The sequence below is a fragment of the Mucilaginibacter ginsenosidivorax genome, assembly GCF_007971525.1.
In the GTDB taxonomy this organism is placed as follows: Bacteria; Bacteroidota; Bacteroidia; order Sphingobacteriales; family Sphingobacteriaceae; genus Mucilaginibacter; species Mucilaginibacter ginsenosidivorax.
Window position 1 is genome coordinate 228,386 of the sequence record NZ_CP042437.1, and the last position, 13,878, is coordinate 242,263.

The window sequence follows — 13,878 nt, forward strand, 5'->3', positions numbered from 1 at the left end:
TTTGTTTAACTTTTATTTATGTTTTATGTTAGAAAAATCATTTGGGTTAATGTTCTTTTTAAAGCAGCCCAAAAACAAAGAAGAAGACAACCGATTTGTCTACCTGAAAATCACCGTCGACGGCAAGGCGGTCGAGCTATCTACCAAGCGTAGGTGTGAAAAATCGAAATGGAATGTTCATGCTGGCCGGGCCCTGGGAACAAAAGAATCGACAAGAGAATTAAACCAGTACCTTGATTCCTTCGAACGCCAGGTATTCCAGGTAAAACGGTGCCTGAATGACTCTGAACGAACGGTTACCGCGATGGCAATAAAAGATATATTAACCGGAAACATCGAAAAACCAAAAATGATCATGGAGGTATTCCAGCAGCACAACGATCAAATGAAGGCGTTGGAGGGCATAGATTTCGCTGCCGGTACTGTTGAACGTTATCATGTGTCCCTGGAACATACCCGCTCCTTCATCAAATGGATGTATAAAGCAGATGATAAACCGATCAAAGAGCTGGACCATGAATTTATTTCACAGTATGCATTTTGGTTAAAAACCGTTCGGAAATGCAACCACAATACGACCATGAAATACCTGGCCAACTTTAAAAAAGTGGTTTTGATCTGTGTAAAAAACAGGTGGCTGCCCGGAGATCCGTTTGCCAATTTCAAGTTGACTAAAAAACCAGTGGAAAAGGCGGCATTAACTGAATCGGAACTTATAAGAATAATAGAAAGGAAATTTATTTCGGAAAGATTGGATATTGTCAGGGATGTCTTCGTGTTTAGTTGTTACACGGGCCTGGCTTACGCAGATGTAAGGAATCTGAAGAGATCAGATATAAGAAAAGGCCTGGACAATAAGGATTGGATATTTGTCAAGCGGCAAAAGACGAATTCTCCGTCAAATCTGCCGTTACTGGCCCAGGCCAGGCAAATTATTTCCAGTTACAGCAAACACCCTAAATGCGCTGACTCGGGATTAGCATTACCGGTATTGACAAATCAAAAAATGAATGCCTATTTAAAAGAGATCGCTGATCTGTGCGGGATAAACATGGAGCTCACTTTTCATATTGCCCGACACACCTTCGCCACGACAGTTACACTTAACAATGGTGTACCAATAGAGTCTGTGTCAAAAATGTTAGGCCACGCATCCATAAAGCAAACTCAGCATTATGCAAAAACGCAGGATTATAAAATCAGTAAAGACATGCTGCAGCTGGCAAAAAGTCTAAACAAGAAAAACCGATTGGAGGTATAGGGATAAATAAACGGCAGGTCGATGGGTCTGAAAATGGCATCTAATCCCAAGGTTTCCGCACCAGCAAGTCGCAAATATTAAAAAAGACAAACCAAGGTTGGCAAATAACCAACTTTTATTTATCTTTGACTATATCATTCCGGGAAGGTCCGGGTTGCGACTGAATGTAGTAATGCAGAATTGTAAAATGTAAAAATGTAAGGAGATCGCCGATGGTAACAAAAAACTAAAAAACGATGATCATCATCTATCAAAAGAAGTTACAGGATTTTGCCAAAAAACACGCAGATGCTGCTAACAGTATTACTACCTGGAAAAAGGTAGTAGAGCACGCTAAATGGGAAAAAGGCGCTGATATTTTAGCCGATTTTCCAAAAGCAAAACTAATACCCGCAAAACGGGCCCGTTTCAAAATTACCGGTAATAAATACCGTTTAATTATCGAACTGGATTATGCAGATAAAATCGTTGAAATCCGGTTTATCGGCACCCACTCCGAATATGACAATATTGATGCGAGTACCTTTTAGGGGTTAAATTTTTAAAATATGACCAAAAAGCATTGGTTTTTACTAGAAACCGAACAACAGTATATTGATGCTGTTGCCAGGTATGAAACAATCAAGCGTGCAACAGCAGGAGAAGAAGATCACCAGGAAAAACTCCTGCTGGTGCATCTGATTGAAACGTATGAAAATAAACATTGGGATTTACCGGAGGTTGACCCGGTTGAAATGATTAAGATCCGCATGGAGGATTTTGGTTACCGGGCAGCGGATTTGGCCGCGGTTTATGGAGATAAAGGAACGGTAAGTAAAGTGTTAAACTACAAGCAGCCTTTGTCGCTCACTATGATCAGGAAATTCAGTGAGCTATTGCGATTGCCCGTTTCTGCCTTAATAAAGGAATATGATCTCAGTCATTAATGTACCTGTCGTATAATAACTAAGATTTAAAGATATCCTCTGTCAGGATCTCTATTTTACTTCCGGTGTAACAATCGTAAGTGGGCTTGTACGAAATGTATCCTAAGTCTGTAAGCTGATTCATGCACTTATGGTAGGTACTTGTACTCCTGATATGTGCTTTAGCCATTAATGACTTTCTGGTTATTTTAATCTGCTTTTGAAAACCGGATTCCAACCATAGATTGAGCAAACAATTGTATATGCTCATATGCCAAACGCTTACATCGGGGTCATCTGCAATTTTTGAATGCAGTTTTGAAAAGGTGGAAAGTTCTGACATCATTTATTTGTTTTTGCCACTGATCATATTTTCTACATCAGTTAATTTGTAAAAGTGGATACCTCCCACTTTTTGTGATTTAAGCTTGCCGCTGACCCTTAGGTTCTGTACCGTACCGGTGGAGATTTTGAGCATTCGCCGGACATCGCTGCAGCGGAGCCAGGTCTTATTATCATCGGGTTTTGCGGAAAGTAAAAGTTTGATATCGTTAAGTAAGAGCCTGCGAAATGTTTCCAGATCCTCTTTGGTGATGAGTTCGACACTCATAGAAGGGTGTAATAAAAAGAAGTTCGATGCGAACTTGTCTTATAGAGGTTCGCGTATAATAACCAACAGGACGCTCCGGGCGGAACTATCCTATTGGTTTCTATCGGCCAATCCACAATACTTTTGGCAAGAATGAATGTTCAAGCCAGTAATCTGATTCTCATGATAACAGGTGACATACAAGGGAATTATAGCACTGTTTTGAGGATTAGTGTATGCGGCAACCTTCAGGCGTTTCGAATTAGAAAAGTACTACAGCTTATTTTGGGTTAAGAATGGGACACCCTAAGAATTACTATTATTTAATGACACGGATATTGGGGACTTTAAATAGGTAAAAAAAGAAAGTCCCTAAACACGCGCTGCCGGGACTTTCAACCTAAACCTTATCACAAATTGCGGGCAGATCGCCCGCTTTTTTGAATACGCAAAAGAAAAATAAGTTTTGGAAACATTCATGCTTTTCAATAATGGCGATTAAACGAAGAATTGCGCATATAATCATTAAACCTGCGCTGGTATTCCCTTTCTTCATTTAGCCTGCGGTTGATCACCGAACATCGCCAGAAACATAATGCCCAAGCCAAAAAAGCTACCGATAAACAGGTATATGTCTCCTTTTGTCGTTCGGTGATGAATTCTTTATTTTGTTTGGTTTCCCTTACAATCGCTGCAGATGGTTTAGTTTGCTTCCCGCCCATTGCTCCAAAAAAAGCAAACGTAGAAATTAAAAAGGCGAGTAAGACGTTCCGGACTATAGCTTTCATATTGATTTCCAAGTATAAAATTACTAATTTAATTAGCAGCATACAAGCATTTTCCTAATTTAATTCGTAAATATTAGGCGGCGGGTCTCCTCTACCCTATTGCGAATCGTATCAACGATATCAGATTCCGGAATACCCTGTAGATAAATGACCTGATTGGAGTTATCCGTGCTTATCAGTGTCAGGTTCATCAACTTGAATAGCTGCAATGCGAAAGATTGGGTAATAATGAAATCTTTCACCCTGAACATCTCCGCCTGATCGATCCGTTTAAAGAAAATCCCACGAGTTATGCGGATATACTCTGCTGTAAATAAATATTGAAAACTGCGAATATACAGTATACGGTACCATGCGGCCCCGCATACTGCAAAGCTGAATAAAATAAAGTATGGCGACAGCCACCAGGCCAGTAAAAGAAAAGTGAGGGCCAGTAAAATCAGGGGCAGGACTTTAAAAAAGGTAAACACTACCGCTGGCTTTAATACAATATCATCGTTCTGCGTCATATTTCAATTGATCTAAAAATGTTAATGATTGGATTGGCTTACGGGTACGGATACGGTCACGAATTTGGAAGGCCTGTTTATAACGATTCAGGCTGACTTCCCCGTATTTAAAAACAACGAGCTTGCCTTTATGATCTATGAGCACCTGCCGGCTTTGGCCGGTATGATGAATTTGAATCGCCATATTCCGGATACCGGCAGCCACTTTAATATCAGTCAGGTGGCCTAACTCATCTTTGCCGAATAGCAATGTAAATTTTCGCTTAGGAAATGTTTGCCTGAGCCAGTCTGCCTGCCCTTGCTGTAATCGGTTGCCGATGGCGACAAACGCCAATTGTTGCAGGTTAGCATAACGTGCACGGTTGATAGCGATAAAGGCCATGGCTTCCATTGCCGAGTAGGACACAATGACCTCATTCGCTGTTTCATTTCCGGCTACCCACAGATTGGGGGTTGTCGGGATTTTGTGAAAACCTGATCCATAATGTTCCTGCTGACCGTCATAATCAAATAAGAGGTCGCCGGTGGCACAAAAAAAGGCCTGGATTTCTGGAGAAACACCAAGCTCTGTTAACAGCACATTCATCAACGTGATCTCCCGCTTCGGGTATAAGAACGGGAAACTTCGTTTGGATTGGAAGGTCGCTGGTCTTCGACGTCCTTAATGGAACTGTAATAACCCGGACTCAATTTCTCAGCCACTTTCGGGTCGTGTTTTTTGTTAAATAAAGCATTCAATCCTTTGTAAACCATATAGGATAAGCCGCCATCGATCAGGACAGATGCCACCAACGCCAGTTTATTAGAGCGGATGCCGTGATGGTCAACACCTGAATAATTAAACCTGGTACCGTCGGCAATTTCTACTTCCTTGCCTTTGCGGTAATTCTCTTTTTGAGCAGGCGTCAAAAACTCATTATTAACCATATCCGGTACGAGGATCTTTTCGGTGTCAGAAACGATATATTCTCTTGTTTCGGCATCATATTCGATCAACATCTCCTTTTTATTACCCTTTTTATCGGTTGTGATTTTGAGAATGCTTGCTACTTCCCCTTTCTGCAGTTGTTGCGCTTCGTTTTCATCCAGGAAATCGGGTGTGATCGCTCTGTGGTAAATGGGATGAATGAGCAGATCAAGTTTACCCATTTTATTAGGCATAAGGGAGATCTTAGCATTGAGGGATTTGATCTTGATATTCTCTGCTTCAAGATCGTGCAATTCCATTAAACCGGTACGGCGACCTGAAAGCAAGGCCTTTAAATCGTCTACATTTAACAGGAGCTGACCCCCTGCCGCCAGCCCGATGGTCTCCAGATCCTTGATCGGGAGATCACCATCATGATAATTAACCAGGTTCATTTATCTTTGCATTTGATAATTATGTTCTTGTTCCTGCGATTGACCTTGCCCCTCATTCTGTTCCATTTCTGGTTCTCTTGGGTTTGCTTTCGCCTCAAGAAGGGATTTATACAGGCCATAGTCTGGTTTCAGCACCTTGCGGGTGCCGTCTGCGTCTTCTACTTTGATGCTTTTATTTTTATGGGTTTCCAGTACTTTATAAGTAGTATCGAGGTAAGCGATCTCATCGCCTTTCTTGAAACCAATATCCGTACTTTGTTTTTGTTCACGCTTTTGATCAACACCCAATAAGAGGTTGGCGATCTTTTGCGCGTCGCGCGAAGCTTTCGCTATCTCAAAAGGCTCATCCTTTAATATCCTGGCAAAACTGCTCATATAGGCGTCCTTCTGGCCGAAGTTATGGCCGATCTTCAGTTCGCCACCGATCAGGATACCGGCAATTGCTGCCCGCATTTCTTCCCGAGCATAATCCTGCGAGCCGAATTTCCCTTCCATTGGGCGGTTCAGCCGGCTTTCATGACCTGACCAATGCGCGAGCTGATGAATGGCGGCCTGGTAGTATTTGGTCTCATTCTCAAATGTTTCCTTTTCGGGTAAAAAGATAGCATCACGTTTTTTATCATAATATGCTTCCTGACCACCATGAATGATGACTGCCTTGCTATCTTCGATCAGTTTTTCCGCGCGTTCAACCGGCGATAAAGTTTGACCTTCTTCCTGTTTCGCCAAAAACTCTTGTAAAGGCGTGACATCCTTCATTTGTTCCGCATTGAACAGGAAAGCTTTTCCCTGTTGCGGCTTTTCAAATTCAACCGTTTTGGTTTGGGTAACCCCCTTGTCGTCTTTTATGGTTTTACCTTCGGCGGTTCGAATGGCCTGTATATCGCTTGTTTTTGGAAACTCAATCAGCGTACCCTTTTCACCCTCTTTTACCCAGTTTCCGGCATAACGGGCGGCGTCTGCCGACATCCAGCGTGGGTCGTCACGCCGCTGCATCCCAAGGGCCAGTGCATTCATCGCGCTATAGCCTTTTCCCGTGGTCGGGTTAATGGGTTTTACGAAAGCGGGCATCCCGTTTTCTTTTACCGGTTTTTGAAATAAGGAATTACCCTCTTTAATTTCCGCTATCAGCTTGTCTGAAAGCTGAATGGGAAGTGCTTTGAAATTTTTGCTCATTTTCTTGTTTAATTAGCAGTTCATATAAAAATTTAATTGGATTGATGTATTTGTGCCTGTAGCAGATACTGAAGTGCAGATGCTCGCCGGTTACACGGCCAGTCGCACCGGTATTATGTAAAACTTCACATAACACCGGTTATGCAAAGTGTATTAATATGTATAGTATTCTTATAACAACCTGATTTATAGATACTCATTCCCTGATTCCTTTACATAATAATTCCTGAGTTTTATTGCAATTATTCACATTTAAATAGTTGTAATATGGAACACATCAGGGACTTTAATGAATTAATGTCCAATGCGACACGTTACCTGGAATCTCAATTTGACCTTAGCGAAAGGACGATTGATGAATACACAAGGTATTGGAGACGAGTCCGATCATTTATGGGCTTAAACGGAATCAGGACCTATAATCAAGAAGTAGAAAAACAATTCCTTGCTGACGATTTGAGAGGCCGAAATAAATTCGAGCTTTCAGAGAGCGAAAAACGCGTCTATAATTGCGTTAAGACGTTAACAGAATTTGCCGAAAAAGGCGGTATTAGTATTAAACTGAACGCCTTCAAACCAGGCAAACCTAAGATTATACTTAACGGTCCAATCGGCGATCTATTCGTCTCATTTCTGGAATACAAGCGAACGGAATGTAGATGGTCAGGGGATACTTTTGAAACCCATAAGAACTACCTTTCAATGTTCTTAAAGTTTTGCAACAAAGCCAATATTGCAACCATCGCAGACATTGAGTTTGCCACTATCCTTCTTTTTTTAAGTGACCCGCGAAGTATTAAAGGTCGTCGCAGGGGTGGCGCAGTTTCATCGCTAAGGGCTTTTTTTAAGTATGCCTTTGAACAAAAGCTTTTAGGAATTGACTATTCTGTTAGCATACCCAGTTATAAATCTGCCAGTCAGCCACAACTGCCGTCAACCTATTCGGAAAAGGAAATTGTACAATTACTCTCGTCGATAGAAAGGTCGAGTGCGATAGGCAAAAGAAACTATGCCATGATCCTTATGGCTGTCAGGTTGGGTTTCAGAGCTTCCGATATAGCCAATTTAAAGTTTGAACACCTGCAATGGACGAAATCGACTATCGAAATAAATCAATATAAAACTGGACAGGAATTGGTTGTCCCTTTATTACCGGATGTCGGTAACGCTATTATTGATTATTTAAAGTATGGCCGGCGTAACTCAGAGGAACCTTACGTTTTTTTGAAAGAAAAACCACCATATGGACGAAAATGCGACGGTGGTTTAGTTTCTGACACGGTTATAGCGGCATTCGTCAAATCTGGAATTGATACAAAAGGAAGGAAATCCGGATCTCATGCACTGCGTCATAGCCTTGTATCCAGAATGCTCGAAGAAAGCACTGTTCTTCCTGTAATCTCGGAAGTGCTCGGCCATGCAAGCACTGAATCTACCCGATATTATCTACGAATAGATTTCAAATCCATGAAGCAGTGTGTGCTCGATGTCCCACCTGTAGCTATCGACTTCTACGAGCAGAAAGGAGGTGCTTTTTATGACTAAGGATTATAATAGTGTATATAGCGACCATATACAACAGTTCATCACCATGAAAAGAAAACTTGGCTTTAAGTTTGTAAAAGATGCCAAATTATTATTATCAATTGATGTTCTTGCTACCGAAAGCGGTCAAATTACACAAGGCATATCAAAGGAATTTGCAGATCTCTGGATAAAAAAGACCCTCAATGAGTCTTCAAGAAACCATTATCAGAGAGCAATTTGTCTTAATCATTTTTCGACTTTTTTGTGTGGTTTTGGCATCCAATCTTATATACCCAAACTACCGCCGCCTCCAAAAACAACATTTATTCCGCACATCTATTCACCTTTTGAAGTTAACGCATTATTTGAAGCATCTGACAAATTAAGGATTGCAAATTCCTGCACGAGTTGCGCTTTGATCTGCCTGCCGCTATTAATCAGGACATTGTACAGCACCGGAATACGGATAGGCGAAGCATTGGCTTTAAAAAATGAAGACGTTAACCTTCTTGAAAATTACTTACGCGTCCGGGATAGCAAAAATGGCAAAGAAAGGATAGTTCCCATATCTGAAACATTAGCGGAAGCTTGCAGACACTATATAAGTTATCGAAACAAAATGCCGCGCAGGAGGTCTTTTGAGTATTTCTTTGTGAAACTTGATGGCAGTCAGCCTTCTCCTGCAACAGTAGGTGTTTGGTTTAGAAGGTGCCTTAGGCAGGCAGGAATACCCTATATTGGAATGTACCAGGGTCCTCGTGTTCATGACCTCAGACATACTTTTGCAGTTACCTCACTCGCTAATATGGCCGAATCCGGGATCGATTTGTATGTTTCATTGCCTATACTTTCGACATACCTGGGGCACCAGTCCCTTGAGTCAACCAATCAATATGTACGATTAACCAAGCACATTTACCCTGATCTAATCAAAGATGTGAATCTGATCTGTCAGGATGTATTTCCTAAATATAAGAACTATGAAACCGACTGACTTTTCAAAATACATTTCCGATTTCATATCGCGGTATTTGCCATGTGAAAAAGGTGCCAGCGGCAATACTATTGCTGCCTATAGAGACACATTCGTTTTATTGTTAAAGTTCACTCAAGAAAAGTTGCATATAAAAATCGAAAAACTTACACTCGATAAAATCACTAAGGAAACCATCTTGCAATTTCTGGACTGGATTCAAAAAGAAAGAAAATGCAGCGGAGCAACACGAAACTCACGTTTAGCAGCTATTCATTCCTTTTATAAGTATTTGCAGCTTGAAAGTTTAGAGCATATGCATGAAAGCCAAAAAATACTTTCTATTAAGTTCAAAAATGCCCCAAAGGAGACAATGAACTACTTAACGATTGACGGAATAAAACTCCTTTTGCAACAACCGGATATCACTACGATCAGAGGAAGACGTGACTTAACACTCCTTTCCTTGATGTATGATACTGGTTCACGTGTACAGGAGATCATCGATTTGACGCCATCGATGATCAGGTTTAACAAACCCCCAACAATCAAAGTTATTGGCAAAGGCAATAAGGCAAGGATAATACCGATGCTGGATGCGCAGACAGAACATCTCGTTCACTATATGAAAGAGCATATGTTAAATGATTACTCGGCCAATATGTATCCACTCTTTTTTAACAGTCGAAAAGATAAACTTACCCGCGCAGGCCTTAACCACATCCTTAATAAATATGCTGCAATTGCAAGGAAACAGAATCAAAGTCTGATACCGGAACAGATTAGTTGCCACTCTCTAAGGCATTCAAAGGCAATGCATTTGCTTCAGGCTGGAGTCAATCTGGTCTACATTCGTGATATTCTTGGGCACGTCTCTATCCAAACCACTGAAATCTATGCCAGGGCCGATTCCAAACAAAAACGCGAAGCCATCGAAAAAGTATATGTTAATGTCAGTCCGAATGAAAAACCCCGATGGACACAGGACGACAATCTGTTAACCTGGCTTAAAAAGTTCTAACGATGTTGTAGAAAGTGTAAGTGATGAGGGTATTAATGAAGGGGTGCTTTAGTACAGCATCCCTTCATTCCTTAATAATGTGAACACCCTTTTGGAAAGCACGATTATGCGTAACGATAATAGCAGGCACAGGAGTTCCAACAACTGCAAAATTCCTATTTTGATGAGAGAACAGGAAATTGTTATTTAAGCAATTGCTTAAATGCTTATATTTGCTGCCATGGATAGTTGCACACGAATATTTGCGGACAGCGGGCAGATCAAAAACTGCCGGGAGACCGTGAAAACACATCAGCAGGCTTTTACTGATCTTGCACAGGTCGTGGCCTTAGCAGGTAATGAAGTCCGTTTAAAGATATTATTCCTTTTGGCACAGGAGCAGGAACTGTGTCCCTGCGATTTAAGTGATATCCTTACCATGACGATTCCGGCCGTATCGCAGCACCTGCGTAAACTAAAGGATGGCGGCGTGATCTGTTCGCGCAAATCCGGGCAAACTGTTTTTTATTCGGTTAACCCTGTTCAAATTACGTTGTTGCAACCATTCTTCCAGATCATACAGGAACCATTAAGCGAAGCAAAAGCATGAAAGAAGCAACTCAAAAAGGCTGGATTGGTGGAATAATTGCCGCAATAGCCGCCTCCCTTTGCTGTATCGCACCCTTGCTGGCCATCTTTGGCGGATTAAGCGGCGCCGCTACTTATTTCAATTGGATAGCGCCTTACCGGCCTTACCTGATCGGTATCACGGTACTGGTATTTGCATTTGCCTGGTACCAGCAATTGGTAGTTACGCCGAAAAAAGAAAAAGATTGCTGTACACCTACAAGCCGTTCCATTTGGCAATCCAAAAAGTTCCTGCTGATCGTGACTGTGTTTGCAGCTGTACTGACCGCCTTTCCTTATTATTCTGCGCTATTCTACAAGGCTCCTCCAAAAACAACTGCTGTTGCTTTGCAAAGCAACTTTAAGTCGATCAGGCTGAATATAAAAGGCATGGGCTGTGCGGATTGCACCAAACATATTGACGGCTCGCTGATGAGCCTTAACGGTGTAACTTCCTCCAACACCTCATTTGAAAAGGCACAAACCATCGTTCAATACGATCCTGATAAAACCAATGCGGACAGCATCGATCATAAGATCAAAGAAATAGGCTATCAGCCAACCCTTATTAAACAAAACTAACATGGCTGCGACCATCCAACTTAATTCAGTAATTACCTGTCCTAACTGTGGCTTTCAGAAAGAGGAAGAAATGCCTACCAATGCCTGCCAGTACTTTTATGAATGTGAGGCCTGCAAAACGACCCTAAAGCCGCTGGCTGGTGATTGCTGTGTTTTTTGCAGTTACGGTACGGTGAAATGTCCGCCGATACAGCAAGGGAGTTCCTGCTGCGGATAAGCTATTTGACGATCTCGTAAAAAGTGATCAGGTTGCCATGCAGGTCAAGCGTAGGGAAATCCCGGTGCCCCCATGATTGGTCTTCGACTACCGTTTCGGCATTATAGATCACGCCTGTTGCTTTCATTTCCTTATAAAGCTCATCTATCCCGGTCACCTGTATTCGACAACTGGCGGTTCCCGCTAAGAAACTTTCCGCACCACAACTGATTGGCCGGAAAACGAGCCAGAACTTGTAGCGCCAGGATTGGTCACAAGCTGCCCAAAGGTGGATATCAACGCTATTCCGAACTAAGATGGCAAAGCCGTCCTCCTGATAACGCGCTTTAAAACCCATTTTACTTTCATAAAATGCTACTGCCTTGGCAATGTTTACGACAGGTAAAGCCGGAATGCTTTGTTTGAAGTCTATCATGGTTTATTAAGCCGTTAATGTCTTGATGTATGCGAGCGTGTCCGCATCCAAAACTGCCTTATCTGCCCCGGCATTCAAAAGCAAGTGAATACAGGCTATTTGATTATGCTGGTTACCGCTATCGCCGGAAGTTAAAGTATGCACTGCCCAGCCTATTGGTGTAGAATTGAAAGTGGTATCCTGTTGGTTGATGTTTGCGCCTTTAGCGATTAAAGCAGCGACCAACTGATCACGGCCGCAGAAAGCAGCCCAATGCAGCGCGGTAGCTCCATCTTGGTCTGCATAAACGATATCAGCTCCCTGTTCAATATAGAATATTCCCAGCTTTTCAGCGTGAAGACTGGCGGCCGCTATGAGTGGTGTGTTTTGGTCGCCGGACGATTTGTAACCATTAATATCTGCCCCAAACTCCAACAACACTTTTGCGATCTCAATTGCTTTTTCATCAGTGATTGCGCCGGCAAATACTACGTCGCATATCCGATGAAGGGGATGCCCTTTCATCTCCGGCTGAGCGTCGCTACATGGAACGCCGGTATTGGCAATACTTGGATCAGCCTCAAGTACAGCCCTTAGCTGCTGAAGATCTCCTTGGGTAACTAACTTGAATAACTGGCTTGCCAACATCGTCGCATTGTTTATCTCAAAGCTAAAAAATATTACTTATTGAATTGAGTAGCAATAAATGCGAATGGTTGAAATACTAAAAATTTATGTAAAGCGAAATCACACGAGTACGCTTTGAAAAGTGATTTAAACCCCATTTCATTACATAACGTGAGGCTTTACATAACCGGTAATGCCAATAGGTTCACCAGCCGTTACAGTGTCCTGTGGGCCTACTAAAACCTGGCTTAGGTGGCCATAAATGGATTCTACATCGCCATGCTTCAGATGGATGTTAATGCCGAGTCTATCATCGTAGCCCATTGATTTAACCAGGCCGTTAAGGATTGCATACACGGTGTCATGCCGGGCTTTAAAATCAACACCTGCGTGCAGGCCGTATTTGCCGGTAAGCGGGTGGAGCCGGTAACCGAAATCAGAATTTATTGTAAGATGATTGAGGGGCAGGCAGACCAGGCAAATGCTGATCAATATTTTCATCGGCCGCGGGATTGGGTCAGTTCCTGCTTTTGTGCCGGGTTAATGGATTCCAGCACACTGTCCCGCACACCGGGATTATCTTTCGCGATTGCGAGCGCTGAAAATGAGGCCTGGGATGTCCCCCTGTCCTGCAGTAACATGATCTTATACATAGCCTTAAAATCATCAAGGGGCATCGACGAGCCATTTTTCGTCAGATCGTCTAAAACCTGCTGTTTGTCTTTGAGTTTCAGCACCTGTCCAGCGGGGTAAATGGCTTCGTTTCCTTCCGGGAAACGTACATAGTTCTCAGATGATGACCTGGCGTAGGTCACTACCCCGATCTGTCCCAGTTTCGTCGCTGGATCATTTTCCAGATCCGGCAAGACCAGAACAAGGGTTCCGTTTAAATTTTCCTTTTCCATAGTATTTAATGTTTGAAATTCTATCTGGTGGCTTTTTCCCCGGGCGGCGAGGTTGAGTACCTCATTCAGGCGAATTGTGGCCCAACGATGGAGTTCGGGGTCGTCCTGCACCATTTCAAACGCCTGCTTTAATTTTTTATCGGATCCGGATGCTTGTAACCGGGCCAGGGTTCTTAGGTTTTCGGGGATTGGCGGCCATAACACCGATCTTTTAGTTTCTGCCAATTCAATGAGTTCCCCAGCCGGTCTCAGCACAAACAAGTTCTTAGCGCTAAACCAATCCATTTCTTTATCTTCAAATCTTACCCCAATTTTGTCCGCTATAAGGTCCCTTTTTTCAATTGTACCGATCCTGCCCATGTAATCAGATGACCAGAGTACGGGGCTAACCATGACCATTGAGCCAATGGCATTATGCTGTTTCATAATTGTTGCA

The 13,878-nt window shown here is 42.5% G+C and carries 20 protein-coding genes; 9 read left to right on the forward strand and 11 right to left on the reverse strand.

The window, feature by feature from the left end:
* The first annotated feature begins 25 nt into the window (after nt 1-25).
* The 3 genes from FSB76_RS00915 to FSB76_RS00925 all read left to right on the forward strand — a co-directional run bounded on the left by FSB76_RS00915 (nt 26) and on the right by FSB76_RS00925 (nt 2,187).
* A complete protein-coding gene (locus FSB76_RS00915; protein ID WP_147051737.1) occupies nt 26-1,261 on the forward strand; it encodes a site-specific integrase in 1,236 nt (411 codons plus the stop codon).
* Nucleotides 1,262-1,497: 236 nt separating this feature from the next.
* The gene (locus FSB76_RS00920; protein WP_147051738.1) at nt 1,498-1,791 is read left to right on the forward strand and encodes a type II toxin-antitoxin system HigB family toxin; all 294 of its coding nucleotides are present in this window, start codon (nt 1,498-1,500) and stop codon (nt 1,789-1,791) included.
* 18 nt (nt 1,792-1,809) lie between these two features.
* The gene (locus tag FSB76_RS00925) at nt 1,810-2,187 is read left to right on the forward strand and encodes a helix-turn-helix domain-containing protein (RefSeq protein ID WP_147051739.1); all 378 of its coding nucleotides are present in this window, start codon (nt 1,810-1,812) and stop codon (nt 2,185-2,187) included.
* A gap of 19 nt (nt 2,188-2,206) precedes the next feature.
* On the opposite strand, the gene FSB76_RS00930 is transcribed toward FSB76_RS00925, so the two are convergent.
* The 7 genes from FSB76_RS00930 to FSB76_RS00960 all read right to left on the reverse strand — a co-directional run bounded on the left by FSB76_RS00930 (nt 2,207) and on the right by FSB76_RS00960 (nt 6,590).
* Nucleotides 2,207-2,512 (reverse strand): hypothetical protein, encoded by a 306-nt coding sequence (locus FSB76_RS00930; protein WP_147051740.1) that lies wholly within the window; start codon nt 2,510-2,512, stop codon nt 2,207-2,209.
* Nucleotides 2,513-2,776: a helix-turn-helix domain-containing protein gene (locus FSB76_RS00935; RefSeq protein ID WP_147051741.1), complete on the reverse strand. Its 264-nt coding sequence runs from the start codon at nt 2,774-2,776 to the stop codon at nt 2,513-2,515.
* Nucleotides 2,777-3,240: 464 nt separating this feature from the next.
* Nucleotides 3,241-3,543 carry a hypothetical protein gene (locus FSB76_RS00940; RefSeq protein WP_147051743.1) on the reverse strand — a complete coding sequence of 101 codons (303 nt, stop codon included), beginning with the start codon at nt 3,541-3,543 and terminating at the stop codon, nt 3,241-3,243.
* A gap of 59 nt (nt 3,544-3,602) precedes the next feature.
* Nucleotides 3,603-4,052 carry a PH domain-containing protein gene (locus tag FSB76_RS00945; RefSeq protein ID WP_147051744.1) on the reverse strand — a complete coding sequence of 150 codons (450 nt, stop codon included), beginning with the start codon at nt 4,050-4,052 and terminating at the stop codon, nt 3,603-3,605.
* On the reverse strand, nt 4,036-4,638 hold the full coding sequence (locus FSB76_RS00950; protein ID WP_147051745.1) for a hypothetical protein: 603 nt from the start codon (nt 4,636-4,638) through the stop codon (nt 4,036-4,038). Before FSB76_RS00950 ends, FSB76_RS00945 begins: the two co-directional genes overlap by 17 nt.
* Nucleotides 4,638-5,414, reverse strand: a complete 777-nt coding sequence (locus tag FSB76_RS00955; protein WP_147051746.1) for a DUF4099 domain-containing protein — start codon at nt 5,412-5,414, stop codon at nt 4,638-4,640. The genes FSB76_RS00950 and FSB76_RS00955 overlap by 1 nt, the downstream gene beginning before the upstream one ends.
* On the reverse strand, nt 5,415-6,590 hold the full coding sequence (locus FSB76_RS00960; protein WP_147051747.1) for a zincin-like metallopeptidase domain-containing protein: 1,176 nt from the start codon (nt 6,588-6,590) through the stop codon (nt 5,415-5,417).
* Between the two features lie 267 nt (nt 6,591-6,857).
* Here FSB76_RS00960 and FSB76_RS00965 point away from each other — a divergent pair, with 267 nt between their 5' ends.
* The 6 genes from FSB76_RS00965 (at nt 6,858) to FSB76_RS32795 (ending at nt 11,516) form a co-directional block, all read left to right on the forward strand.
* On the forward strand, nt 6,858-8,135 hold the full coding sequence (locus FSB76_RS00965) for a site-specific integrase (RefSeq protein WP_147051748.1): 1,278 nt from the start codon (nt 6,858-6,860) through the stop codon (nt 8,133-8,135).
* Between the two features lie 46 nt (nt 8,136-8,181).
* On the forward strand, nt 8,182-9,111 hold the full coding sequence (locus tag FSB76_RS00970) for a tyrosine-type recombinase/integrase (RefSeq protein WP_225976299.1): 930 nt from the start codon (nt 8,182-8,184) through the stop codon (nt 9,109-9,111).
* Nucleotides 9,098-10,111, forward strand: a complete 1,014-nt coding sequence (locus tag FSB76_RS00975; RefSeq protein ID WP_147051750.1) for a site-specific integrase — start codon at nt 9,098-9,100, stop codon at nt 10,109-10,111. Before FSB76_RS00970 ends, FSB76_RS00975 begins: the two co-directional genes overlap by 14 nt.
* Before the next feature lie 202 nt (nt 10,112-10,313).
* Complete coding sequence (locus FSB76_RS00980) at nt 10,314-10,700, forward strand: ArsR/SmtB family transcription factor (protein WP_225976300.1); 387 nt, start codon at nt 10,314-10,316, stop codon at nt 10,698-10,700.
* A complete protein-coding gene (gene merTP, locus FSB76_RS00985) occupies nt 10,697-11,299 on the forward strand; it encodes a mercuric transport protein MerTP (protein WP_147051751.1) in 603 nt (200 codons plus the stop codon). Before FSB76_RS00980 ends, merTP begins: the two co-directional genes overlap by 4 nt.
* A 1-nt stretch (nt 11,300) precedes the next feature.
* Nucleotides 11,301-11,516, forward strand: a complete 216-nt coding sequence (locus tag FSB76_RS32795) for a GDCCVxC domain-containing (seleno)protein (protein WP_147051752.1) — start codon at nt 11,301-11,303, stop codon at nt 11,514-11,516.
* Nucleotide 11,517: 1 nt separating this feature from the next.
* Here FSB76_RS32795 and FSB76_RS00995 read toward each other — a convergent pair whose 3' ends face one another.
* The 4 genes from FSB76_RS00995 to FSB76_RS01010 form a co-directional block, all read right to left on the reverse strand.
* Nucleotides 11,518-11,928, reverse strand: coding sequence for a bleomycin resistance protein (locus FSB76_RS00995; protein ID WP_147060806.1), 411 nt, complete (start codon nt 11,926-11,928; stop codon nt 11,518-11,520).
* A gap of 9 nt (nt 11,929-11,937) precedes the next feature.
* Nucleotides 11,938-12,558 (reverse strand): ankyrin repeat domain-containing protein, encoded by a 621-nt coding sequence (locus FSB76_RS01000; protein WP_147051753.1) that lies wholly within the window; start codon nt 12,556-12,558, stop codon nt 11,938-11,940.
* 141 nt (nt 12,559-12,699) lie between these two features.
* A complete protein-coding gene (locus tag FSB76_RS01005; protein WP_147051754.1) occupies nt 12,700-13,038 on the reverse strand; it encodes a M23 family metallopeptidase in 339 nt (112 codons plus the stop codon).
* Complete coding sequence (locus FSB76_RS01010; protein WP_147051755.1) at nt 13,035-13,868, reverse strand: hypothetical protein; 834 nt, start codon at nt 13,866-13,868, stop codon at nt 13,035-13,037. Before FSB76_RS01010 ends, FSB76_RS01005 begins: the two co-directional genes overlap by 4 nt.
* Between the last annotated feature and the right edge of the window lie 10 nt (nt 13,869-13,878).